This is a genomic window from Psychroserpens sp. NJDZ02, from assembly GCF_004843725.1.
Classification (GTDB): Bacteria; Bacteroidota; Bacteroidia; order Flavobacteriales; family Flavobacteriaceae; genus Olleya.
In genome coordinates, this window is the sequence record NZ_CP039451.1 from 3,422,885 (window position 1) to 3,448,521 (window position 25,637).

At 32.3% G+C, this 25,637-nt stretch carries 25 protein-coding genes; 16 read left to right on the top strand and 9 right to left on the bottom strand.

The window, feature by feature from the left end; all coding sequences use genetic code 11:
* Positions 1–36 precede the first annotated feature (36 nt).
* The gene (locus E9099_RS15130; RefSeq protein WP_136584372.1) at positions 37–1,665 is read right to left on the bottom strand and encodes an acyl-CoA carboxylase subunit beta; all 1,629 of its coding nucleotides are present in this window, start codon (positions 1,663–1,665) and stop codon (positions 37–39) included.
* Between the two features lie 168 nt (positions 1,666–1,833).
* Here E9099_RS15130 and E9099_RS15135 point away from each other — a divergent pair, with 168 nt between their 5' ends.
* From E9099_RS15135 to ettA, 5 genes are all read left to right on the top strand, one after another.
* Complete coding sequence (locus E9099_RS15135) at positions 1,834–2,364, top strand: NADPH-dependent FMN reductase (protein ID WP_136584373.1); 531 nt, start codon at positions 1,834–1,836, stop codon at positions 2,362–2,364.
* A 20-nt stretch (positions 2,365–2,384) separates the two neighbouring features.
* Entirely contained in the window at positions 2,385–2,837 is a 453-nt protein-coding gene (locus tag E9099_RS15140; RefSeq protein WP_136584374.1) for a MarR family winged helix-turn-helix transcriptional regulator, read from the top strand.
* A gap of 17 nt (positions 2,838–2,854) precedes the next feature.
* The gene (locus tag E9099_RS15145; RefSeq protein WP_205961001.1) at positions 2,855–3,571 is read left to right on the top strand and encodes a pirin family protein; all 717 of its coding nucleotides are present in this window, start codon (positions 2,855–2,857) and stop codon (positions 3,569–3,571) included.
* Between the two features lie 96 nt (positions 3,572–3,667).
* Positions 3,668–3,850 (top strand): CAL67264 family membrane protein, encoded by a 183-nt coding sequence (locus E9099_RS15150; protein ID WP_028281998.1) that lies wholly within the window; start codon positions 3,668–3,670, stop codon positions 3,848–3,850.
* 51 nt (positions 3,851–3,901) lie between these two features.
* On the top strand, positions 3,902–5,593 hold the full coding sequence (gene ettA / locus E9099_RS15155; RefSeq protein ID WP_136584376.1) for an energy-dependent translational throttle protein EttA: 1,692 nt from the start codon (positions 3,902–3,904) through the stop codon (positions 5,591–5,593).
* Between the two features lie 55 nt (positions 5,594–5,648).
* Here the strand turns inward: ettA and E9099_RS15160 are convergent, their stop codons facing one another.
* Genes E9099_RS15160 through E9099_RS15170 form a run of 3 tightly spaced genes read right to left on the bottom strand, consistent with a single transcriptional unit; the run spans position 5,649 to position 6,832 of the window.
* Positions 5,649–5,849, bottom strand: coding sequence for a hypothetical protein (locus tag E9099_RS15160; protein WP_136584377.1), 201 nt, complete (start codon positions 5,847–5,849; stop codon positions 5,649–5,651).
* Positions 5,842–6,030 (bottom strand): hypothetical protein, encoded by a 189-nt coding sequence (locus E9099_RS15165; RefSeq protein ID WP_136584378.1) that lies wholly within the window; start codon positions 6,028–6,030, stop codon positions 5,842–5,844. The genes E9099_RS15160 and E9099_RS15165 overlap by 8 nt, the downstream gene beginning before the upstream one ends.
* Before the next feature lie 22 nt (positions 6,031–6,052).
* Entirely contained in the window at positions 6,053–6,832 is a 780-nt protein-coding gene (locus E9099_RS15170; RefSeq protein ID WP_136584379.1) for an MBL fold metallo-hydrolase, read from the bottom strand.
* Positions 6,833–7,000: 168 nt separating this feature from the next.
* On the opposite strand from E9099_RS15170, the gene E9099_RS15175 reads away from it, so the two are divergent.
* From E9099_RS15175 to E9099_RS15210, 8 genes are all read left to right on the top strand, one after another.
* A complete protein-coding gene (locus tag E9099_RS15175) occupies positions 7,001–8,341 on the top strand; it encodes a microtubule-binding protein (RefSeq protein ID WP_136584380.1) in 1,341 nt (446 codons plus the stop codon).
* A 295-nt stretch (positions 8,342–8,636) separates the two neighbouring features.
* On the top strand, positions 8,637–9,695 hold the full coding sequence (locus tag E9099_RS15180) for a hypothetical protein (protein WP_136584381.1): 1,059 nt from the start codon (positions 8,637–8,639) through the stop codon (positions 9,693–9,695).
* Between the two features lie 353 nt (positions 9,696–10,048).
* Positions 10,049–12,010 (top strand): AAA family ATPase, encoded by a 1,962-nt coding sequence (locus tag E9099_RS15185; protein ID WP_136584382.1) that lies wholly within the window; start codon positions 10,049–10,051, stop codon positions 12,008–12,010.
* Positions 12,000–12,581 carry an NUDIX domain-containing protein gene (locus tag E9099_RS15190; RefSeq protein ID WP_136584383.1) on the top strand — a complete coding sequence of 194 codons (582 nt, stop codon included), beginning with the start codon at positions 12,000–12,002 and terminating at the stop codon, positions 12,579–12,581. The genes E9099_RS15185 and E9099_RS15190 overlap by 11 nt, the downstream gene beginning before the upstream one ends.
* Positions 12,582–12,595: 14 nt before the next feature.
* Positions 12,596–13,234: a hypothetical protein gene (locus E9099_RS15195; RefSeq protein WP_136584384.1), complete on the top strand. Its 639-nt coding sequence runs from the start codon at positions 12,596–12,598 to the stop codon at positions 13,232–13,234.
* 5 nt (positions 13,235–13,239) lie between these two features.
* Positions 13,240–14,475: a DUF6638 family protein gene (locus E9099_RS15200; protein ID WP_136584385.1), complete on the top strand. Its 1,236-nt coding sequence runs from the start codon at positions 13,240–13,242 to the stop codon at positions 14,473–14,475.
* 65 nt (positions 14,476–14,540) lie between these two features.
* Complete coding sequence (locus E9099_RS15205; protein WP_136584386.1) at positions 14,541–15,077, top strand: hypothetical protein; 537 nt, start codon at positions 14,541–14,543, stop codon at positions 15,075–15,077.
* Between the two features lie 85 nt (positions 15,078–15,162).
* Positions 15,163–16,929 carry a hypothetical protein gene (locus E9099_RS15210; protein WP_136584387.1) on the top strand — a complete coding sequence of 589 codons (1,767 nt, stop codon included), beginning with the start codon at positions 15,163–15,165 and terminating at the stop codon, positions 16,927–16,929.
* Between the two features lie 94 nt (positions 16,930–17,023).
* Here the strand turns inward: E9099_RS15210 and E9099_RS15215 are convergent, their stop codons facing one another.
* Genes E9099_RS15215 through E9099_RS15225 form a run of 3 tightly spaced genes read right to left on the bottom strand, consistent with a single transcriptional unit; the run spans position 17,024 to position 18,813 of the window.
* Positions 17,024–17,500: a GNAT family N-acetyltransferase gene (locus E9099_RS15215; RefSeq protein ID WP_136584388.1), complete on the bottom strand. Its 477-nt coding sequence runs from the start codon at positions 17,498–17,500 to the stop codon at positions 17,024–17,026.
* Position 17,501: 1 nt separating this feature from the next.
* A complete protein-coding gene (locus E9099_RS15220; RefSeq protein WP_136584389.1) occupies positions 17,502–17,792 on the bottom strand; it encodes a hypothetical protein in 291 nt (96 codons plus the stop codon).
* Positions 17,785–18,813: a formimidoylglutamase gene (locus E9099_RS15225; protein ID WP_136584390.1), complete on the bottom strand. Its 1,029-nt coding sequence runs from the start codon at positions 18,811–18,813 to the stop codon at positions 17,785–17,787. Before E9099_RS15225 ends, E9099_RS15220 begins: the two co-directional genes overlap by 8 nt.
* Before the next feature lie 102 nt (positions 18,814–18,915).
* Between E9099_RS15225 and E9099_RS15230 the strand changes: the two genes are divergently transcribed.
* Entirely contained in the window at positions 18,916–19,800 is an 885-nt protein-coding gene (locus E9099_RS15230; protein ID WP_136584391.1) for a chromosome partitioning protein ParA, read from the top strand.
* A gap of 471 nt (positions 19,801–20,271) precedes the next feature.
* On the opposite strand, the gene hutI is transcribed toward E9099_RS15230, so the two are convergent.
* Positions 20,272–21,507, bottom strand: a complete 1,236-nt coding sequence (gene hutI / locus E9099_RS15235) for an imidazolonepropionase (protein ID WP_136584392.1) — start codon at positions 21,505–21,507, stop codon at positions 20,272–20,274.
* 161 nt (positions 21,508–21,668) lie between these two features.
* Between hutI and E9099_RS15240 the strand changes: the two genes are divergently transcribed.
* Positions 21,669–22,259: a Crp/Fnr family transcriptional regulator gene (locus E9099_RS15240; protein ID WP_136584393.1), complete on the top strand. Its 591-nt coding sequence runs from the start codon at positions 21,669–21,671 to the stop codon at positions 22,257–22,259.
* A 154-nt stretch (positions 22,260–22,413) separates the two neighbouring features.
* Here the strand turns inward: E9099_RS15240 and fumC are convergent, their stop codons facing one another.
* Positions 22,414–23,811 carry a class II fumarate hydratase gene (gene fumC / locus E9099_RS15245; protein WP_136584394.1) on the bottom strand — a complete coding sequence of 466 codons (1,398 nt, stop codon included), beginning with the start codon at positions 23,809–23,811 and terminating at the stop codon, positions 22,414–22,416.
* Between the two features lie 240 nt (positions 23,812–24,051).
* On the opposite strand from fumC, the gene E9099_RS15250 reads away from it, so the two are divergent.
* Positions 24,052–25,617, top strand: a complete 1,566-nt coding sequence (locus E9099_RS15250; RefSeq protein ID WP_168800760.1) for a sensor histidine kinase — start codon at positions 24,052–24,054, stop codon at positions 25,615–25,617.
* Positions 25,618–25,637 lie beyond the last annotated feature (20 nt).

Here is a 25,637-nt window from a genome sequence, read left to right on the forward strand (position 1 = left end):
ATTTGATTGAAGCTTGTGGTAGTGAAAAATACTATTTTAAACTTGTAAAACGCCCATGTTAAATTGCTTCTCAATAGGTGCGTGATTGGCAGCCTCAATCCCCATGCTAATCCAAGTTCTAGTATCTAAAGGATCAATAACGCCATCCGTCCAAATACGGGCTGCTGCATAATAAGGAGATACTTGATCGTCGTAACGTGATTTGATTTTATTAAATAATTCCTCTTCTTTTTCTTTAGTAATTGTTTCGCCTTTCTTTTTAAGAGAAGCTGTTTCAATTTGCAATAAGACTTTAGCAGCACTATTACCACTCATAACAGCAAGTTCTGCACTTGGCCAAGCAGCAATTAATCTTGGGTCATAAGCTTTACCGCACATTGCATAATTTCCAGCACCATAACTATTACCTAAGATAATAGTAAACTTTGGTACAACACTATTACTAACAGCATTTACCATTTTAGCTCCATCTTTAATAATCCCGGAATGCTCACTTTTACTTCCTACCATAAATCCTGTAACATCTTGTAAAAAGACTAACGGAATTTTTTTCTGATTACAATTTGCTATAAAACGTGTCGATTTGTCTGCACTATCATTATAGATAACACCACCAAATTGCATTTCGCCTTTTGCATTTTTAACTAGCTTACGTTGGTTAGCAATTATACCTACAGCCCAACCATCAATTCTTGCATAAGCAGTAATAATTGTTTTTCCGTAATCTTCTTTATATTCATCAAACTCAGAGTCATCAACGAGACGTTTGATAATCTCTTTCATGTCGTATTGATCGGCTCTAGATTTAGGTAAAATACCGTAAATATCTTCAGGATTCTCTTTTGGTTTCTTAGATTCATTTCGGCTAAAGCCGGCTTTATCATAATCTCCAATTTTATCAATCAAACGCTTTATTTTGTCTAAAGCATCTTTGTCATCTTTAGCTTTGTAATCTGTCACACCACTAAGTTCGCAATGTGTTGTTGCTCCACCAAGTGTTTCATTATCTATAGTTTCTCCTATGGCAGCTTTAACTAAGTAACTACCAGCAAGAAAAATACTAGCGGTTTTATCCACTATAATAGCCTCGTCACTCATAATAGGTAAGTAAGCACCTCCAGCAACGCAACTCCCCATTATTGCGGAAATTTGAGTAATTCCCATACTACTCATAACGGCGTTATTTCTAAAAATGCGGCCAAAATGTTCTTTATCAGGAAATATTTCGTCTTGCATTGGTAAATACACACCAGCAGAATCTACAAGGTAAATAATTGGTAATTTGTTTTCTATTGCAATTTCTTGAGCACGTAAGTTCTTCTTTCCAGTAATAGGAAACCATGCGCCTGCTTTGACAGTAGCATCATTGGCTACAACAATACATTGCTTTCCTTTGATGTATCCCATTTTAACAACGACACCACCAGAAGGGCAACCACCATGTTCGGCATACATTTTATCTCCAGCAAAAGCGCCAATCTCTATACTTTTCTTTTTACTATCTAATAGATAATTTACACGCTCTCTAGCAGTCATTTTACCTTTGGCGTGTTGCTTTTCTATTCGGTTTTCTCCGCCACCTAATTTAACTTTTGTTAATTTAGATTTGAGGTCAGATAGTAGTAGTTTATTATGATCTTCGTTTTTGTTGAAGTTAATGTCCATTGGAAATATTTTATTTGTCGTAAAAATACAAAAGATAATAGTGTAATGAAACTACTATTTTAAATGTATTGGCTAATTTTTGTTTCAATCTTAATATAAAACACGGAATTAGTTTCCGTGTAATATATATTGTTATTTTTTGTATCTTTGAAAAAAATAAACAATACAATGAAAAAAATAATAGCCTTTGGAGGTAGTAATAGTTCTACTTCAATAAATAAACAATTAGCAACTTACGCTTCGTCATTATTAGAGAATGTGTCTGTTGAAGTTTTAGATTTAAATAATTTTGAAGTGCCTATTTATGGTGTCGATTTAGAAGCTGCTTCAGGTTTTCCAGATAAAGCAAAACAATTTTTTGACAAGATTACCGATTCTGACGGAGTTGTAGTGTCGTTAGCAGAACATAATGGTGCCTATACAGCTGCATTTAAAAACCTATTGGATTGGTTATCTAGAATTGAGGTTAAAGTATTTCAAGATAAACCAATGTTATTAATGAGTACGTCTCCAGGACCAAGAGCAGGGCAATCTGTATTTGATATGGCAGCAGATAGGTTTCCTAGACATAATGCTAATATCGTCGCGACTTTTAATTTACCATCATTTAATGATAACTTAAAAGACGGGACTATAGTTAATGCGGAATTAAATAAAGGTTTAATCAAAGCGGTTAGTACATTTTCTGAAAATTTATAATAGTTAAAACAGGAAAGATAATGGCTGGTTTTGCAGAAGAAATTAAATCAAAGTTTGAAAGTAACAAAGTAAAAGCGATGCTTAATATTTTGTTTACAGCAAATCATATTACAAGTTTTCAAAACGACTTTTTTAAGCCTTTTGGATTATCACCACAACAATATAATATTTTAAGAATATTAAGAGGTGCAAAAGAGCCTATAAAAGTACAAACCATAAAAGAGCGTATGGTAGAGCGTGCACCTAATTTGACACGTCTAACCGATAAGTTGTGTGATAAACATTTAATTAAACGTATTTCTTTTCCTGGAGATAGGAGAGTGGTGTTAATAGAGATTACTACACAGGGGGTAGATCTTTTAAAACAAATTAGGCCCAATAATCCGTTACATAATTTGCTAGACAATGTTACAGAGGACGAAGCGGGGCAACTAAGTGATTTGTTAGATAAATTGAGGACAACCATAAAATAATAAAACGAAGTTATATAATGCATACAGTTATACATAAAGCAGCAGATCGTGGTTTTGCAAATCATGGTTGGTTGCAAGCAAATCATAGTTTTAGTTTTGCTCAGTTTTTTGATTCAGAAAAGATACAATTTGGAGCTTTACGCGTGTTAAATGATGATGTTATTGCACCAAGTATGGGTTTTAGTACTCACGCTCATGATAATATGGAAATCATTACCATTCCTTTAAAAGGGGCTCTGAAGCATAAAGACTCTATGGGGAACCAATGGGAAACAATAGAAGTAGGAGAAGTGCAAATTATGAGTGCAGGAAGTGGTTTGAAGCATTCTGAAATGAATGCAAAAACGGATGAGTATTTAAGTTTGTTTCAAATTTGGATTATTCCTAATAAGCAAAATGTAGCACCACGTTATGATCAACAATTTTTTAAGGCTGAAGATAGATTAGGTAAGCTACAAACGTTGGTAACTTCCATTGATGGAGTGGAAGACGGATTAAAAATACATCAAGATGCTAAATTATCTCGAATTGATTTAAAAGCAGACGAGTCTTTTATATATAACACTAAAAGTGATGGTCATGGTACCTATGTTATGGTTATTTCCGGAACGGTGTCTATTGATAATAATACATTACAAAGTAGAGATGCAATAGGTGTGACTAGTACTGATCGTTTTTCAATTAATACTATAACAGAGGCACAACTACTTTTTATAGAAGTCCCAATGTCATAGATAGTCTTTAAATAATATCAAAAAAGCATCCTAAATAGGATGCTTTTTGTGTTAAAATAAACGATATTTGTAATTCACATTTTACTAAACTAGATTATGGCAATGAACAAAAATACTGTGTTAGCTTGGGCTACCACAATTATGATAATAGTAGGATTAGCATTAATTGCATTAGGAGCTTTTAGATATGACGATGTAGCCGGTTGGGGTTTTGCAGCTGTAGGCGTTGGCTTTTTTGCTGTTGCATGGGTATTTAATGCACTTAAAGGTCGTGTTTAATTAAGTCAAATAGGCTTAAGAACAAATAACAAAAATCAAATTAATAATAATATGTCTGACGATAAAAAAGTAATTTTCTCCATGTCTGGTCTGACCAAGACATTTCAAAGTGCCCAAACACCAGTACTTAAAAATATATACTTAAGCTTCTTTTACGGAGCTAAAATTGGAATCTTAGGTCTTAACGGATCGGGAAAATCTACATTGCTTAAAATAATAGCAGGAGTTGATAAAAACTATCAAGGTGATGTCGTGTTTTCTCCAGGATACTCTGTAGGGTATTTAGAACAAGAACCAGAATTGGATAATGATAAAACAGTTATGGAGATTGTACGTGAAGGTGCAGCAGAAACCGTAGCTATTTTAGATGAATATAATAAAATTAATGACCAGTTTGGATTAGAGGAAGTGTATTCTGATGCAGACAAGATGGAAAAATTAATGAACCGTCAAGCAGAGCTTCAAGATCAAATTGATGCGTCTAATGCTTGGGAGTTAGATACCAAGTTAGAAATTGCTATGGATGCGTTACGTACGCCTGATGGTGATAAAAAGATTGGTGTCTTATCAGGAGGGGAAAGAAGACGTGTCGCTTTGTGTCGTTTATTATTGCAAGAGCCAGATGTATTACTATTGGATGAGCCAACCAATCACTTGGATGCGGAGTCTGTACATTGGTTAGAACATCATTTAGCACAATACAAAGGAACTGTAATTGCAGTAACGCATGATAGATACTTTTTAGATAACGTAGCAGGATGGATTTTAGAACTAGATAGAGGAGAAGGTATTCCATGGAAAGGGAACTATTCGTCTTGGTTAGATCAAAAGTCTAAGCGTATGGCTCAAGAAAGCAAAACAGCGTCTAAGCGTCAAAAGACATTAGAACGTGAGTTAGAATGGGTTAAACAAGGGGCTAAAGGTCGTCAAACAAAGCAGAAGGCACGTTTGAAAAACTATGATAAGTTAATGAGTCAAGACCAGAAACAACTGGACGAAAAACTTGAAATTTACATCCCGAATGGACCGCGTTTAGGGTCTAATGTTATTGATGCTGTTGGGGTAAGTAAAGCTTTTGATGATAAGTTATTATACGAAGATTTAAACTTTAGTTTACCACAGGCAGGAATAGTTGGTATTATTGGTCCAAACGGAGCAGGTAAGACTACTATTTTTAGAATGATTATGGGAGAAGAAACGCCTGATAAAGGTGAATTTAAAACAGGGGAAACTGCAAAGGTATCTTATGTTGATCAAGCGCACTCTAATATAGATCCTGAAAAAACAATTTGGCAAAACTTTAGTGATGAGCAAGAATTGGTGATGATGGGTGGTAAGGAAGTTAATTCTAGAGCCTATTTAAGTCGTTTTAACTTCTCTGGAGGAGAGCAAAACAAAAAAGTAAAATTGTTGTCTGGAGGAGAGCGTAACCGTTTACACTTAGCAATGACACTAAAAGAAGAAGGTAACGTCTTGCTTTTAGATGAGCCTACCAATGATTTAGATGTTAATACATTACGTGCATTAGAGGAAGGTTTAGAGAACTTTGCAGGATGTGCAGTAGTAATTTCTCACGATAGATGGTTTTTAGATAGAGTATGTACTCATATCTTAGCGTTTGAAGGAGACTCTCAAGTGTATTTCTTTGAAGGTGGATTTAGTGAATATGAAGAAAATAAGAAGAACCGTTTAGGTGGAGATTTAATGCCAAAACGTATTAAGTATAAAAAATTAGTGAGATAAGTTGTATCGCTAATTTATGATAATAAAAAAAGCCTGCAAATGCAGGCTTTTTTATTTAGTATAAATGCGTATTATTTATTTTGTAATCCGATAAGTCTAGTTGTTCTAGAGTCTTAAACTTTTTATCAAAAGCATCAATTTCTTTACGCCATTGTTTTTCTGGAGATATAGTATACAGCCCTTTTTTACTTATAATCGCAATTATTAAAATAACAAGATTAAAAATCAAAATACCGATGATTAGTTTACTATCCATTGTTATCGTTTTTTAAGGTTTTTATTTCTTTGTTAAGTCGTTTTACTTTTAGTAAGCTAATGGTTAATAAAGCTAGCGTCGTAATTAAAGCAATAGATAAAATTGTAATCAATTTTTGATGTGATGCTTCAGTAGTTGCTTCAGTTAAATTTTGTAGTAAAAATAAAAAAGAGGGGTTCATATGTTGTTAGTGTTAATATTATTTACTTCTTTTGGTACCAATCTAATTGTACAACCTCAATCTTAGAATTACCAGCATTAACTAACGTTTTAAATTGAGCAACATCACTTAAGCCATCTGTACCTCTGTAATGATAAGGAAAGACTTGTTTCGGTTTAAAGTCTAAAACAGCGCTAACAGCACTACCTACTGTCATGGTGTATGGTAAATTCATACAAACAAAGGCTTTGTCTATATTTTTAAGTTGTCTCATTTCTGGAATGTCTTCCGTATCTCCAGAGATATAAATACGTTGGCCTCCAATAGTTAAAACATAACCATTACCACGTCCTTTAGAGTGGAATTTTAGAGCTTCTTCACGCAAATTGTACATTGGTATAGCCTCTATTATAGTGTTGTTAACCACAGAAGTTTCACCATTAGTAATCACATTAAAGTTTGGCTTAAAATCTTCAGGAAACTTATCCACTACCGCTTGTGGAGCAACTATTAAAGCGTTTTTTAAATCTAAAGCTTTTAAAGTGTCAAAACTTAAATGGTCACCATGTATATCTGTAATTAAAACTATAGTCGGTTCTTTTTGACCCTCAAAAGCTTCTTTTCCTCCAGTTGGATCCACATAAATAGTTTCTTTACCATAATTTAAAACCATAGTAGCATGTGTAATAGGGCTGATTTCCACTGTGCTTACTGTTGTTGAGGTTGTATTTTTATCCACTTTAATAGGGTCAGTTTTTGTTTCATTTTTGCAACTATTTAAAAACAAAGTCATTGTAAATAAGGCTACTGCTATTTTTTTCATTTTTTTAATTTTGTTTTAAAGATACTTACTTTTTTTTCTTTTAAATATACTGTAACATTTTAATAACAATTAATACTTATAATATGAGCAGTAAATATTTTCACAACTAATATTTTTTAACGAAATTGCTTACGTTAAATTTATCCAACCTTAAAAACAATAATATATATGTCTGATGATTTTGATTTATTAGAAACAAACTCTAATGAAAAAACCGAAAAAGTAGATGTCAATTGGGGAAAAGCAATTGATACCATGAAATCTAAATTAGCACAAGAAGATGATCCAGAAAGTCGTCAGAAAATCTTGAATGCCACTTTGGATGATGTTGTCGGTATGGCAGAAAAGGATCGTACATCGCTTTTAGACGCTATTAAAGACTTAACAGATTACCAAGATGAGGTTGGTATCTTATTCGAGCGTTTTTCTTCATTAAACGAAAAAGAACAAAAAGTAATTGACGATGCTCAAAAAGCATTAGAGCGTTCAAAAATCGAATTGGAAGATGCACAAAACAAACCAGATACTTGGTGGAATAATCTTTGGGGACGTAAAAGCAAAATCAAAAGTGCAGAAAAAGCTTTAGAAGCTTCAGAAAAAGTACGCGCTGGAGCAGACAACAAAGCAAAAGCGATGTTTCAAGAGCGTATTGAGAGTGCAGACATCCAAACCTTATTAAGTGAGTTGTCTTACAAATCTCAAGCCGCAATAACGCGACTTAAAAATCGTGAGGTAGAAATTAAAGAAGTAGAAGATAAATTGCAAGTAGCAATTGTAGAGGCTTCTAAAAACCATACCAAAGCTTTAGAGAAAAAAGCAGAAACTGAAGCTAAGCTAGAAACGCAATATGCCTTATTAAAACAAGCACGTCAAGCCTTAGAAGAAGTTGCAGATAAACAAACCACAGAATATTCTGAAGCCTTATCTAAAGTTACTAAGCTAGAACAAGTAGTAGAAGAGTTAGAAGGACTTAAAAATGCCTACACAACTCTTGCAGCCTCTAAGGATAGTTTTGTACATAAACATAATTTGACAATTAAAGTATTAACGTCATTACGTAGTAATTTACAAACGCATCGTGCTAAGTTAAAGTCGGATACGGAAGAGCGTGTAAAGTATTATGATGGTTATGTTGTCGCTTTAAAAGCACGTACAGATCAAGAATTTGCTGCTATTTTAGAACATTTAGGAGTAAAAACAGACGAGCATATCGGAGAAACTCTAGCATCAATGCATACAGCAAGTGCTAAAGCACGTCAAGAAATGATGGATAATATTCCAGTACACGAAAAGGTTATGCAAGGGGTATACCGTAGTTATGCAGAGGCTTTACATGAGATTAGAGCTAAAGATGTAGACATTCAAAAGAATTTTGCAGACCGTTACGGTATCGACATGAAAGAGATTTTTGAAGAGTACTATAACTCAGAAGACGGAACACCTTCTGGAGATGATGCACCAGCAGGAGCGCCAAAACCACAAGCCGGAAACGACGATTTACTTGGATAGTAACATTACTAGTAAGTCAAACAACATATGCTTATTAAAATAAATAAGTAATTACATAGTTTGAGCGTTACCTACTTTAGCCCTTAAAAGCTAAAGTAGGTCAGGCTTTCCGCTAAATCTTTTTTTGCCATATATGGCAGCAAAAAAAGGATACCGCATCAATCCTTAACGCGCTTACTCAAACACTTACTCAAATTAAAAGACCTCACAGGTTTTAAAACCTGCGAGGTCTAATTTAAAGTCACAAATTGTGGTCATCAATTATTCGCCACTAAAAATCATCTACTAAAAAACCATGTCAATAAGCCACATCGTTACACCTTTAGATTCAGCTACATTAGATAGTAAAGATCAATATGTGTTTTATCACCAAAAAGTAGATTTTGCGTTAAAAGAGTTAATTGTTGGCGTGCAACAAAATGGATTGTGCACACCACAAGAAATTATATTTTTTAAACAATATTGCGATTTACTGTTATATTCAATCGAAGCCATGCGTGTCAAATACATGTATGACGAAGAAGATAACATGAAGGTAGACGTTACAGACTCTGGGTTTCCTAATTATTTAGAATTTAGATATCTATATAACGATTTATCATTACGTAATAATTACTTAGACAAACTAAAAGACGTCTCTGTACTTCAAGACGAATTTTTAGACCAATTGCTACGTAAAAAAGAACCCGTAAGACGCGATAAATTATTTCAAGCCGCTTCAATAGTGTATTACACTTCTGTAGAGCAGCAATATATATTTAACCGTTTTGTACAAGGTAAAATAATAAAAGCACCAGAAAATAGTGAAGCAAAATTCATGACCAGTTGGAGTTTTTATGATGTCTCATTAAACAGACCATTTGTATGTTTTATGTACTTTGATTATGATGGTAACGATCCACATAAAGAAAAAGAAGAAATTTACGATGCGCTAAAAACAGTGGCAGATCGTAAAATGAATATGGATACTATGGCTTATGGTATTGACAAGCGTTTAAAAAACGTCTTTCCAAAACACTTTAAGCGTTTAGATATAGGTGCCTTTCATAACGTATTTGCTAAAGATGATAACGATTTAACCCATACGATTTTAGAAGCGATAGGTAAAAAAGAGATCCCTTTGGAGTCTTATGCATTATCTCTTAAAGTTCACGAAGTTTTTCCTGGTGGGACCTTTAAAGAAGGAGGTTACTTTAGTAAACAAACACTTCAAAACTGGAGTACTCCTGTTAAACAAGGTTATGTTTTTGCACCACATCGTATCATTCAATTATTATACAACAAAAACCCTGAGATTATGAATAAGTTGGCAAAGCCGCCTTTTCAAATCGCAGATTTTAATTTTAAAAAATAGAAAACACGCAACAGTTGGTCGTTTTAAGCCTTCAGCGGGAAAAATAAATCATTATAAACTTATTATAAGGACTTAATGAGTAACGCAAATTTTTACTCGACTAAAGACTATCCTAAATAAATAGGTTGAGATTAATTTTTTAATTGATAGAAGCTATAGATTTTACTTTTGAATGCCGCTATAGTTCAGAAGAAAAAAATAATTTTAAAGTAAAAGAAAAGAAGTTGTTATACTTCTTATATATAAGATTACTAATTCCGAAAAATTCGGATTTTAAAAAAAAACAGCAGCAAAAGTAGTTAGTATGCAATGCATATTTAAAATTACCAACTGCAAACTGAAGACTAAAAAAAATGGAACACAATTCAACTTTCCCTATAAAAAAATCAGAATTAGACGTTTTACGTGACGAAGCTTCATCTTACCTAAAAAGTATTAGTTGGGAGCAAGGTGGACGCGCAAAGAGTAAAGATAAAAACGCTAAAGACGAATCGATATTATTATACTTATCAAAAGCAAATAATGGGTCGTCAACAGCTATTACTTCCGTTTCTAAAACTATTTTAGCTTTAAAAAAACGATTATTACCGGACTCTGTAGCAATACCTATTCTTTTAAATCAAACATTGTATGCTGTCCAAGAAGGATTGACTTTAGGGATTTGGATAAAAGATAGTTATTATGATGCCTCAGGATTGTCTAGTCTTAACGAACGTAAATCGGCTTTAAATAGTGATGGTAAAAGAGAGTACGAAAGTAAAATGCAAACCGCTAGTGCGTTTATGTTATTTGCTTCTGCTTATAAAATATTACACTTATTAAAACCTCATGCGTCAGACGATTTAAGCGTTATGAAGCAAAAGTTTGCAGGGATTCCGGAGCTTTCTTTAATGTCGCCATTAAAAGGTGTGTCTTGTGCTTTGTTTTACTATGATAAATATTTAGCACATCCAGATATTGTTAAGTCAGATAAAGATGTAGCCGATTTTACAGTAGTTTATTTTGAAGCGTTGATTGACGAAATTAATTTACGTAAAAGTAGTTTAGAGTACACAGAGACTATTGTCGATAGAACGTATAAACTAGAAAATAGCGAGTTTGCTATTTCAGGATGGGAAAACACCTTTCAAGGGACTGCAAAAAGTATTGAATTTAATAAAATACAGTTTGATCAGATAGTAGGTAACAGAGATGCTAAACACTTTGCAAGACGTTTAACAGAGCGTATGTTAAGTTATGATTTTGAAGCGAAGAAAAATCCATTTCAAGAATTGGGTGGTTTTATGCCTGTTTTTATGGGATATGGTATTCCTGGAACAGGAAAAAGTATGTTAATTGCGGCCATAGCAACACGATTAAAAGAACATAGTGATAATTTAGATATTCCATTTTTGTTTCATCCGATGCCTGATACTTTAATCAGTACGTTTCAAGGGGGATCTGCAGAGAAAATGGTGGACTGGATGAAGCCTATGCAAGATCCAACTAAATTAATCTTTGCGCCAATTGATGATGCAGAGAATAACTTGCAAGAACGTACAGCACAAGGTGTGTCCGCAGGTGTAAAAGAAGTTATTGGAGTGTTTTTAAGATATACAGAAGGGGCGTATGCTGTTAATTACGGAAACAGCTCGATTGGGTTGTTTACTAACCTTCCTGAAATGTTAGATAAAGCCATTATTTCTCGTGTCCAAGGTCGTTTTAAAATTGACGGGGCGCGTAGTGAACATGACTTTTTAGATCAAGATCATCTATGGTGGAGAAAATTAGATAAAACAATGCCTGACTTTGTAAATATGCAAGGACCGGACGGCTATAAGTATTTACAAGATCAAGGTTTGGCTACAAATATGGGAGAAATCTTAAACGTGTCTGACAAACCAACAGAACTACGTGTGTTTGATGCTTATGATAAAGCAGAAAAATTACATAAAACGACAGATCACTTGTTTTATGCGACGTTGTATAAAGAGATTCAGAAAATATTTCCATTTTTCTCTTCTCGTGATGTTAGAAACATACAAAGCGCAATATCATTGCGTTTAACCGATTTCGATTTAGAGCAAAGTTGGTTTGATAACCCAGAAACCTATTTCAAAAAAGATTATCAAACAAAGTTAAATATGCTTCAAGAATTAATGAAGTCTAACATGAAAGGTTTAAACTTTTCTGAAATTAGAAGACAAGAAGTAGTGCGTTACTTGGATAACGTGGCAACTATTGCAGATACAGACTTTAAACGTAAAGTTGATGCTAGAATAAATCAATTAAATATAGAAACCAAAGCAAGAGAATCATTTGGTAATGGTCAATAAAATTAAAGATATAGTTATAACAACCTTATCAAAGGGTTGGGCAACACTAAACGAAGTATCATTTTCATATCAAATGAAAAATGAGACATGGGTGACTCAAAAACGAGAATCTTATGACCGTGGGGATGGGGCGACAGCTTTACTGTACAATAAAGAGAAGAAGACTATTATCCTTACTAAACAGTTTAGAATATCGTCCTTTTTAAATGGTAATGCTTCTGGTTTTGTTGTAGAGACTTGCGCGGGTATGTTGGATGCTGATAAACCAAAAGCGTGCATTTTGAGAGAAATTGAAGAAGAAACGGGGTATAGAGTACATGAAGTTACGCCGGTATTCGAGGCCTATTCGTCGCCTGGAGCACTGACTGAAAAATTATATTATTTCATAGCAGAATATACAGAAGCCATGAAGGTGAGTGAAGGTGGAGGTTTAGATAGCGAACATGAGGATATAGAAGTGTTAGAGCTCCCTTTTTCTGAAGCGATAGAAATGATAAAAAACGGAACGATTGAAGATTTAAAAACTATTGTGTTGTTACAATATGCGCAGATAAACCAATTATTGGACTAAAAAATAGAGACTAAATGGAAGATGATTTACCCCAAAGGCCTATAGAAAATAAATCAAATCTTGGTATTCAAGATTATTTGTCTATTGGTTATATGTTTTTATTAGTGTTAGGAGTTGTACACGAAACAATTTACTATAAATTTTTAGGTGTTAATATTTTAGATTATTCCTCTGTTTTAGATGTTTTAATCAGTCCAATAGCAGTGATGACTGGTAATTTAGTTTTAGGTTTAGCGGTTGTTTTTAGTATGATTTTGGCTTATACATTTGTTAAATTAACACCTAAGTATCACAATTGGTTAAGGAAAAAAGCTAAGTATCAATCGGGGAAAAATAAATTAAAATTAGAAAAAGCAGATGCTAAATTCAAGAAAAAAAACGCAGTAGTCACTATGATAGCTTTTTATGTGTTTTCAGTATTTATTGGGTTGGGTATTGGAAGTGGACATAAAACAAAGCAGAGAATAGAGACTAACGATTATAAAATAACACACCAATTAACGTTTGATGATGGCAATGCTCAAAATATAAAAATGTTGGGTAAAAACAGTTTGTATGTGTTTTATGTTATAAAAGGAAATCCAGAAGTTATAATTGCTCCAATTGAAGGAAATATTAAGATGATAAAAAAATTGAATAAAGATAATAACTAGGTTTAATGAATAAACTAAAACAAGCAAACCTATACAGAAGCGAGCTCATTCCAATAAGTGGGAAACTAGTAGAGCGTTATAATCAATGCCTTAAAAAGTTAGGATTTACAGCAACAAAACTAACAAATTTTTCAATTGATGGTATAGGGTATAGCCCAGAAATAGCAGAAGAAAAAGGGGATACGATGTACCTTAATAATGGGGAAGCTAATCCGCATGCGATAATTATTTCACCTTTGCAAAAAGGAAAACCTGTCTACTCTCCATTTCATAGTTTTGATAGAGAGATGATGAAGCAAGTATTTCAAGTGCATGGACAAAAAATCAATGATATAACTAGAGATTCAGCTATTTGTATAGATTTTGACCAAGATATTGACGCGTTTTACGAGCCTTTAGATGTATTAAAATATAATAAGGTATTTATTAAATTTCATCTAGTAAATAACTTAGATAAAATTCAAAAAGAGCAATTACAATTAATTGAGACTTTTAAGCAAGGGAATAATTTTATAGATGAAGATTTACATTTAGAGCTATTAACATCAGCTAAAAGGTATGGTGATTTACGGGATCGTGATTTAAGTTTACACAGTTTACAATATCAAACGGATTCGTTTTATACTAAGTCCTTTGGTGGGGTGTATGTATTGCGAGATTTTATTTCGCCACTCATCGTTTTTGAAGATTTAAAATGGTATAACGAAGCGATAAAAGATACGGTTCATGATATTATTATTTTCCATATTGCACAACCGGAATTAATGGAAAAATTGCGTGATCATGTTATTATCGAACATGATTTAGAGGAAGCCCTAAATACAGACCGTTACCAGCGCATCAAAAAAATGGAATTTGCGATGGCCTTAAAAGACACACAACATCCATTACGTGATATTTTGAATGATGCTGTATTGTTTAAAAGTTATTTGAATAAGTTAGATATCGAGACCAGAAAACGGGTTATGGGTGTGGAGTTGTATCTGGATAAGTTAGAAGTCAGCAACCAATATAAAATTGCAGATATAGTAGATCTAGATTTGTTTAATGCATTGCACTTACCCCATTCTTCACTTATAGCGAAACATCAAGATTTAATTTGGAAATTACTAATTAATGTCTCGCCAAGAGATGTATTATTCTTGTATTGGTATGATAAAGAGGCGTTTTATAAACTTTATGAGTCTTGGGACGATTCCTTTAAAGATTGGGTTATTGAAACTATTAGTAACAATATTTAAAAATTATAGACTAATTTAGTAGGAGCATTACAATAATGCTTTTGTAATATAAAATAAGTAAAGCCATGGGTTTAGAAATTATCATATTTTTTGGAGCAATTCTTTTCGGTATTTTTGTCTATTGGACAGAATCAAAAGGAAATGGACTATATCGCTTTTTTAATAAACTATTTAATAGTAAAGAATTACAAATGAAGGTTGGTAATAAAAAAGGTTTTATCTACAAACAAGACCTATTACCTAGAGTCTTATTTGTTGCTTTTACGTTTTTAATTGTAGCCTTAATTATTCAGTTTTTAACGCCAATAGCTATTTTTAGTAGTTATTATGGAATTTCTGCTTTTGCTTCAGCTATTTTTGGAACATTAATAGGGACGTATGTTGCTAATTTTGTGCTTAAATCAGGGGAAGTAATCGAAGAACAATCAGACTCTATAGAAGATGTCGTTAAAGATAGTTTTAATAAGGGGAAAGAATTTTTAGAAGACTTAACGCATAAAGACGTTAAAGTTGTTCAAGAGGCTAAAAAAGAAATTAAAGAAGAACCTAAAGCGCCAGAAAAGAGCGCAAGAGAACGGTTAAAGGACAAAGGGTTGATGTAATTGGATTACAATAGATCAGTCAAATAGGAATACTATTAAGTAGGTTGTTTTAAAAGTAAAAGGGCTATAGCCAAAAATATAAAACATGATTAAAAATTACTGGAGTAAAGGCGGAAAGCAAAAAGCGGTAGTTGTTATTTTAACACTTATTATCGTTGCATTATTGTTTTTTTTAAGAGATGATTATCAACCATTATTGCTTTTTATTAGAAAATATATTTTTGTAATATTATTAAGCGGTATTCTATTATTTATAGGATTACGTAGTTTTCGTAAATCTCCATCGACTGGGAAACGTCTTGGTATTTTAGGAGGGCTTTTAGTCTTTTTCGGGTTGCTATATATTGCTGGATGGCAATATCAACTTTATGATTATATGAGAACGTATAATGTTTTTAATAATTTGAATAAGGTTGAAATTAATGAATTACCATTAACACAAAACGAACGTATCCAACCTTTACGTAATATTTTTTCTATGGCTAATGAAAGTGTTGGAGAAACTAAAGATGTCTCGCTACCGCATTTAGTTAGAATTGGTGACGATAATAAATGGACTATGGCTATCCAACCAACAGAAAAATACGTTTGGCAAGGGATAAGCGATAATACCGAAGAAGTATTTGCTGTATCAAGTACAACACCATTTCCTCGTTTTTCTAATGAAAACAGGATTTCAGTAACGTTTTCTATAGGAGAATCTTTAAAGTTTAGCAGAAATACTTACAATGCAGTAGTGCAACGTTTTAATCCATGGATGCTATTTAATTATGAGCCTAGCGATACATTTTATATGAAAAATGATTCAGGCCAATGGGTAGAAGTGGTGAGTTTAATTAAATGGAAAGGCTTTTTCTTTCCTTATCCAACCTTTGGAGGTGTAATGGTTATTGATAATGGTGTGCATGATTTTAGTGATTATGTAGAGCGTGTGACTATCGGAAAAGGAACTTATATTGCTCCAGAAGAGATGAAAAATCATCCCTATCTAATAGGTCAAAATACGTTGTCTGAAAAAGTATCGCGCTTACAAGCCGAATCTTTAAAGTTTTTAGGTGGATTTAGTGATCCATTACCTTGGAATATGAAAACAGCGGTTAAAATACCTAACCTTCCGGACGACCAAAATCAACAACCCTTTGTAACCGATTTTGATTTTTCAGATTCTAAGTCAGATGCATATAATGGATTGTATCATTGGTTTGGTTTAGAACCAGTAGGTGATGAGCGTACCAGTTTAACATTTAGTGTTTTTGTACCTGCCGATGGTAGTAACAAATTATATTATTATGATCATGCGTCAAAAAAGCAAGGGTATGCAGGTGTATCTGCGATGCCTTTAAAGGTTATCGAATCTAGAAAAGAATACGATTGGTCGGTTAATAAGCCCGTAGAATTTAGACCATACATTAAAAATATTGCTGGTCGTAAGCGTATGTTCTTTTTAGGAACAATTTCTTCAATTAAAGCAGAAGGTTCTCAATTTGATGGCTCTGCAACTCCTGATTTAGCTTTAATTGATAGCGAATATAGAGATGTTGTTTGGATTGATGCTAAACATCCTAGTCAATGGGAAAAATCAATTTATGATCAATTAAATGAAGCTTGGAGAGCAAGTGAAGGTATCTCTGAGTATTTTATTGATGATGAGAAAGCTACTGAGGCTATAATGAAAGATTTAAATGATCAGTATATGGCAATAGATACAACGTCTTCTAATGGCAATTTGGAAAATGATAAAGAATCTCTAGAGGCACTACAACGTAAATATGATTCTATTGTAAACAAACGCAAGGCAGATGATATTGCAAATTTAAAGAGTAAAATAGACTCACTAGAAAATAATAATTAAATACTAAGAATATTGAAACGTTAGATAAACCACTAACGTTTATCAAAAGATACTATTTATAAAAAAAGCGCTAAATCTAGATTTAGCGCTTTTTTTATGCCTGTAAATCAAATTCCATTTTAATATCGGACCGTTTATAAGGCGATTCTGTTTCAAGAGAAACTTCTTTAAAACCTATCTTTCTATAAAGGTGAATAGCATTTTCTAACTTGGTGCTGGAGTATAATAATAACTTTGGGAAATGGTTTGTTTTAGCAAAATCTAAACTATGCGTTAGTAATTGTTGACCTATTTTTTGACCTCTCAAATTAGGAGAAACAGCCATTTTTGTCAACTCAAATCCAGGTTGGTCTTTTAAAGGCATAAACGCATAAGTCCCTACAATCTGGTGGTCTAGTTTAGCAAAAAAGATAAACCCACCCTTATCTATGATATGCGCTTTTGGGTTGCTTAAAACGGCTTCATCAAAGGGCTCGACATAAAAGTAGGTTTCTAACCATTCTCTGTTTAAAACATAAAAATCTTTAGAGTAAGTGTTGTCAAAAGGGATTATTTCTAAGTTTGATGTCATTTTAGTTTAAAATTTTAATAGCAAAAAGTAAAAGTAAAATAGAGATTACAGTGATAAAAAAAGTTAAATTAAAGATTGATTTATCGGTTACTTTTTTTCTTATTAAATCAACAATCATCCAAATAGGAATTGCAATACTTAATACCAACGCAGGTATCATTAAAACTTTAGATAAGTTAGTAAACCAATCTATTTGAACTTGGTTAATTAGAACAAACAGAAGTGTTATTATAAATACAAATACTATAAATGAGAAGGCTAATCTTAAATATTCAACTTGAAGTTTAGTCATTAGTTTTAGAGTTAGAACGTATAAAATCGGTTATTAAATAAGTTATAAGTTTACCTGTTTGTGTTGCCTTTTTCTTTTTGGCAACAGCTTCGCAAATATGCAAATAATTGGCATTATTTAGTGAAGCAAAGTGATGTAAAAATTGTCTTGTTTTTTCAACTGAAAAACCACTTGGGGTTTGCGCGCTACTTGGTACATTTAATATGGCGTCACAATCTATTTCTATCCCAAATTTAGATTTATTGATATGTGCTTCGGCACGATGGAGTTCGCCTTGAAATTTCTTTTCATGTCTTACAGCAATGGCTTCGTAAGTATTATAATCAAGATGCTTATTGTCTTTAAATTGATTAAAAATATCTGATGATGTATAGTTTTCATGTAATCCAAAAACAAAGTAGCGTTTTAAAAAACCTTCGGCGTAAGCATAACTAAAACCATTACCACTGTGTCTGCCTTCTAAAGTTCTAAAATCTGTATGCGCATCAAAATTTATACTATTTACAGGTTGTTTTAAAGCTAGACTAGTCCCTTTAATCATACCATAAGCATTATTGTGTCCTCCTCCAATAGCAATGGGGATTTTACCAGCACTTACAATAGTTGATATTAGGTTTACGACGTGTTTATCTATTTCGGTTACTAATTTTCTTGCTTTGGTAATATGTTTTGGATGGTCTTGTTTTAATTTAGACAGTTCTTCCTTTTCTTTACTGAAATCTAGATGGCCGAGTATTAATACTTTTTTAGCAGCGTTTAAATCGTTACTTTGTGTATTTAACAAAATTTTAATTGTAGTATCCCAAGTAGATGAAGTGCCTGATTTACCGTAGTTTGCAAAAACACCAATGTCTTCCGGAATACCAAATATAACATACTTGACGTCCAAAGTTTTAAGTGTATCGTATATATGGTCAACAGAAGTTATATATTGGGCATGTTCACCAAATTTAGTTTCGCCGGAACGTATATTAAGTATTTTATTTGCGATCGAATTATTTAATAAAACTAATTTATCCATTTACTTTTTATGTAGTTTTGAAAAATTAAAATTACGTTTTTATTATTTAAGGTTTTAAAAAGAAACAAGAATTAACGTTTAACAATTTAAAAACAAATTACTATGGCAAATAACACCGCAAGTGCAGGGTTAAAAGTAGCGTTAGGTATCGCTTTAGCATTATTTATTGGTACAGGTATTTACACCGCGTCTTTATATAAAGACAAAAAACAAAATGAATTAGAGTTAACAGATCAAAAAAATGATGTGTTGAAAGACTTAAATGTAATGGCATCCAAATATGATGTTGCTTTAAGCGAAAATCAAGTAACAAATCAAAGCTTAGTAGAAGCTAGAGAGCGTATTAAAGGTTTAATCGATTCTGTGCAAGTTTCTGAAACAAACGTTAAGAATTTACGTCGTTATTATAATAAATACAATTCTCTAAAAAGAGAAATGGATGCGTTATTAACAGAAAACGATAGATTAAAGGTTGAAAACATGCAGTTAGCGACAACTTTAGATAGTACTAATGTGAGATTCGAAGAAAGTAGAGTTTTTAACGATTCGCTTTTAGTACAAAATACGGCATTGGCACAAGTAGTAGAGAATGCAGCAGTGTTAACAACAGCAAACTTGAAAGGTTTTGGAGTTATAGAACGTAATAATGGTAAATTAATACCAACAGAACGCGCAGGACGTAGTGATAAAATTAGAGTGTGTTTTACAGTCGCGAAAAATAGACTAGTACAAGAAGGCAATAAAGAGTTATATATTCAAGTTATAGATCCTAGTAGACATATTTTAGGTGTTAATGGGCAAGTAACATTTGAAGAACAAACATTTAACTACAGTATAATTAGTAAGTTTAATTATGAAAATGGAAATTTAGATATTTGTGAATTTGTTACAAACAACACAGATAAAGATTTTGAAAAAGGACGTTACGTAGTTAATGTCTTTAATGTGAATGAATTAGTGTCAAGCTCTGAATTTACCCTCAAATAAGAGCTAGGCTGATATTAATTAATTATCCACTTGAAAACCTGAAAGTTAATTGCTTTCAGGTTTTTTTGTGTTTATTTTTAAGGTTGCATTGCCCTTTGATGGCGGATAATTTGTTACTCAAATAAAAGAGAATTCTCAAAGGTAATTTTAGACTAAAAACCTTTGTAAGCTATAATTGAGTTGTATTGCTTAAATACCGAAGCTATTCCGTTTGTATTTAGAGCATTCATTTTATAAATGCCTTACAATAGTTGTGGTACTGTCCAGCTTATTTTTAATTGCTATTTGCTTTAAAAAGTATATTTGTTAGTTTAAGTTTTCTTTTCTTCTTTAAAAAATAGAGTTTAGTCCGGGTTTTTAAAGTTTCTCAAGAAAGGTAATTGATGGGTGTCGTTTATGACAGATTTAAAAAAAAACTGAAGTTAAAGCGGTGCATTACTTGAAAAGTGGGTCTATATTATCAATATAAAATTATATCATTTGTCCATTTATAATTACAGAATCAATGTGATTATCTCCAAAAGCGTATGGTAAATAATTATAACTAGAGATTGGCTTTGTAATAATTAGATTGGCTTTTTTACCTTTAGTAATACTTCCATATTGATTAGAAATTCCCATAGCATAAGCGCCATTTATTGTGGCAGCATTTATCGCTTCTTCAGGTGTTAACCTCATTTTAATACAAGCGGTACTAACTACAAAATTCATGTTTCCGGAAGGTGTTGATCCAGGATTATAATCTGATGCAAGAGCTAATGGTAGTCCAGCATCAATAATTTGGCGTCCAGGAGTGTAAGGGATGCTTAAAAAATAAGAACAGGAGGGAAGTGCTACAGCAATTGTATTGCTATCTTTTAAAGCTTCAATATCTTCAGAATTTAGCTCTTCTAAATGATCAACACTTAAAGCGTTATATTTTACACCTAAAGCAATACCACCAAAAGCATTAAATTGATTAACATGTATTTTAGGTGTTAAGTTATACTGTTGACCAGCTTTAAGAATTTGCTCTGTATCGTGTAGGTCAAAGTAACCTTTTTCACAAAAAATGTCAATATAATGGGCTAAGTTTTCTTTAGCTATTTCTGGTAACATGACGTTAATGATCTGATCTAAGTATCCTTGCTTATTATCTTTATATTCTAAAGGTAATGCGTGGGCTCCTAAAAAAGTAGCTTTAACTTTTAACGGAAAATCTTTTTTGATACGTTTAATAACGCGAAGCATTTTAAGTTCTGCATCAGGTGTTAATCCATAACCAGATTTAATCTCGATTGCTCCTGTACCCAATTTCATGACCGCTTTTAAGCGTGAAACGGATTGCTTGTATAGCTCGTCTTCAGAAGTGTTTTGAAGTATTTTAGCACTATTGATAATCCCACCACCACGATTGGCAATGTCTTCATAACTTAAACCATTGATGCGGTCTACAAACTCTTGAGAACGATCTCCTGCATAAACGATATGCGTGTGAGAATCGCACCAAGTTGGTAGTACTAATTTGCCTGTAGCATCAATTATTTGATCGGCTTTTATAGTACTTGCATCTGTCATGGATCCAAAGTCTACGATAGTGTCATTATCTATAAGTAAATATGCGTTTTTAATAGTCGGTAATTCTTTCATTTGATCACCAGATAATTTTAGAGTGTTTTCTGCTCTAACCTGTAGTAATTCCTGAATATTTATAATAAGTATGGACATAAAAATAAGCTCTAATTTAGACCCAAATATAAGTAAAATGGATAGTATTGAATAATTCAGGCTTAATAACTTAGTATTATTACTTTTTAAGTGTCGTACGTCGAAAATTTACTAGAGCTATCAATAAAAGCAATATATTTAGACATAGGTAAATTAAGTTTATGTTAGTTGAAAATCAAAATTACTATGATGAGATATATGCTTATATGTCTTCATTCTATCCTATTCCTGAATCTTCTTTTGGTTTGATGCTTGACGCTTCTTTTTCAAAGCATATCTCTGAAGGTACTATTTTGGATGATTTAGGAGTTGTGCCCAATAAAATTTATATGTTGAATAAAGGGGTTATGCGGTCTTATATTAGATTAGAAAATGGCAAAGAAGTTACTAAATCCTTTTTTTTACCAATTACAATTCTAGCTTCTTTTGATGCTTTGTTAAACCAGTCAGCTTCAGAAAGCATTTATGAAACGCTAACCGATTGCGATATTTTTGTGCTTGATTATGCTAAGTTTAAATTACTTTGCGAAGTTGATATTCATATTCTTGGGTTTTATGCCAAATTTTTAGAGTCTTTAGTTTGTCAAAAAGATAAAAAAAATATCGATTTACTAACTTTGGATGGTAAAGGGCGTTACCTAAAATTAAGAAAAATGATACCTAATATTGATAATTTAATACCTCAGTATCAAATCGCTAAATATTTAAGTGTAACACCAGTCCAATTAAGTAGAATACGTTCTAAATTATAGTGGTTATTAACATATGTTAATGTTTATCTAAAAAAAAAGTTATAATCTTGCACCGGTTATTAAAACCATCCCTATTATTATTTATAACTAACTAAACAAAGAAAAACCGATAAGCTTGCTTATCGGTTTTTTGATTTGTATAAATAGGATCAACTTATTTTAAACTACCAACCATTTCTTCTGGTTTAACCCAGTCGTCGTAATCTTCGGCAGTAACATAACCTAAGTTTATAGCTTCTACTTTTAAAGTTGTACCGTTTTTATGCGCCGTATTTGCAATTTCGGCAGCTTTGTAATACCCTATTTTTGTATTTAAAGCAGTAACTAGCATTAAAGAATTATTTAAAAGTTCTTTAATCACGTCGTAATTTGGCTCTATACCAGCTGCACAGTTAATATCAAAACTAACACAGGCATCACCAATAAGTTGTGCTGATTGTAAAATATTAGCAGCCATCATTGGTTTAAAAACATTTAGCTCATAATGTCCTTGTGTTCCACCAACAGTAACAGCAACATCATTACCCATAACTTGAGCACAAACCATTGTTAACGCCTCACATTGTGTTGGGTTAACTTTTCCTGGCATGATAGAACTTCCTGGCTCATTAGCAGGAATCATAATTTCTCCAATTCCAGAACGCGGTCCTGAAGCCATCATACGTATATCATTAGCAATTTTATTTAAAGACACCGCTAATTGTTTTAAAGCACCATGACTTTCTACAATAGCATCATGTGCCGCTAAAGCTTCAAATTTATTTGGTGCAGTAATAAATGGTTGTCCTGTAAATTCTGCTATATATTCTGCAACACGTTTAGAGTAACCTTTAGGTGTATTTAAACCTGTACCTACAGCAGTTCCGCCTAAAGCGATTTCACTTAAATGTGGTAACGTATTTTCTAAAGCTTTAATCCCGTGATCTAATTGCGATACATATCCCGAAAATTCTTGTCCTAAAGTTAAAGGTGTCGCATCCATTAAGTGTGTACGCCCAATCTTTACAACGTTTTTAAAAGTTTCTGATTTCTTTTTTAAAGTATCACGTAATTGTTTAACACCCGGAATTGTTGTTTTAACAATTTTAGTGTAAGCCGCAATATGCATTCCTGTAGGGAAAGTATCATTTGATGATTGTGATTTATTAACATCATCATTAGGTTGTATAGTTTTGTCTCCTTCTCCAACAACTTTACCTGCTAATTGATGTGCTCTGTTGGCAATAACCTCATTAACATTCATGTTAGATTGCGTTCCAGAACCTGTTTGCCAAATCACTAAAGGAAATTGATCATCGTGTTGTCCTTTTAAAATTTCGTCACAAACTTGTGCTATCAAATCACGTTTTTCAATAGGTAAAACTCCAAGTTCACAATTTGTATAAGCGGCAGCTTTTTTTAGATAAGCAAAACCATAGACCACTTCAAGTGGCATTGATGCCGCAACACCAATTTTAAAATTATTTCTAGAACGTTCTGTTTGTGCACCCCAAAGCTTGTCTGAAGGTACTTTAACTTCGCCCATGGTATCTTTTTCTATTCTGTATTCCATCTGAGAATTAATTAAATTATAGGGTAAATTTACAAAAAAATGAGGTTTTAAATTGTCAGATTCATATAATAAAATATTAAATTGAAGAATGTATTTGATATTTAGATTTTTGCCATTTGTTTAGGAACAAAATATGGTTTTAAAAATAATACTATACCTTTATCGCTTAATGACAACTTAGTCTCATAAATGAATTTTAATAAGAAAATTAAGAATATAAAATATTATGTCCTTTTTTTTATGTTTTTAATCGTAGGTCTTGTTTTATTACAAAGTCTACTGAATAACAATAATGCTTTAGAACAACAGAAAATTGCGCAAAAGCTTAAAGAGGAGCATACTAATGCATTAAACAGTTCTAAAGCTGGTATACAGGTGTATGCGAGTCTAGTCTCTTCCATTAAGAGTTATACTAAAAATGGAGCAGAGTTCCCCAATGAATACCAACTTCAAAAATATCTCAAAGACTTATTAGAAGAGATTGATTTTAATGATTCAATTTTGGTTAGTTATGTTGGGATAGATCATGTTTTTAAATATGTTATCACACCTAATCAAATTGATCCTAAAAATTTAAAAGGTGTATCTTCCAAAACATTTATTTCTAAGCATAAAATAGAGGAGTTGGATCGTTTAATGCAGTCTTCTGATATTAGACTTTTTACACCGATAAATTTGAGAGAAGGATGGGCTGGTTTTCCATTTGATTTTTCAGCACGAAATAATAAAAATGAAATTTTAGGTTATGTAGCTCCGGTCATAAATGTCAAATATTTATTAGATTATTTTTATAAAAAAAATGATGCAAGTACTTATGTACATAAGTTTATTGTCAATGATTCTATTGATTTAACACGCGAGGTCGTTTACAATGATACTGAAATTTTTAATGAGGCTAGAGACTTAGAATACTACAAGAATTTTGATGTAAAAGAAAACGATTATATTTACTCTACTATCGAATTGTTCGGTTTAAAATTAAAGATAGGTAGTGCTTATAAAGTACAACCTTTGGTCGGTAAACGTAATTCAAATCTTGCTTATTTTTGGTATGCTTTAATTTCTATTTTAGTGTTTATAACCTTATATCAGTTTCTTAAAAATAGAGCTTTAAATAATAGTTTACACAATGCTAATGATTTAGTTGTTCTTAAAAATAAAGCATTAGAAGATAACTTACTTAAAATTCAGACCTTGATAAAAGAAGTCCACCACAGAATTAAAAACAATATGCAAATGGTGTCTGGTATTTTATTAATGCAAGAGGACGAGTATGATGATGAGAATATCAAAAAAGCGCTAAGAGATAGTCAAAACCGTATACAATCTATGTCTTTAGTGCATGAAAAATTATATACTAACGTCACTTTGAAAGAGGTTAAAACAAAAGAGTATGTAGAGCAATTATTGATGTATGTTGAAGATACACTTAAGTATAAATCCATGCAAATAGATAAAGAGATTGTTATTGATCAAGACTTGTATTTTGATGGAGATACGTCTTCCGATTTAGGATTAATTATTAATGAGTTGGTCACAAATTCTTTTAAATATGCATTTAAAGAATACCAAAACAATAGGTTAAGTATCAAAATTTTTAAAACTGAAGATTTTTATAAATTAGTGTATAAAGATTATGGGAAAGGTTTACCAGAACAATATGATTTTAAAAATGCAGAAACTTTAGGTATGCAACTAATAAATATTTTAACGGAGCAATTAGGTGGGCAACTAGATTACAATAAATTTCCTGATAGTACATTTATTATTTCTTTTAAACCATTAGAGAAAAGCTTTAAAGAGTAGAGTGTTGCATTTATTAACAA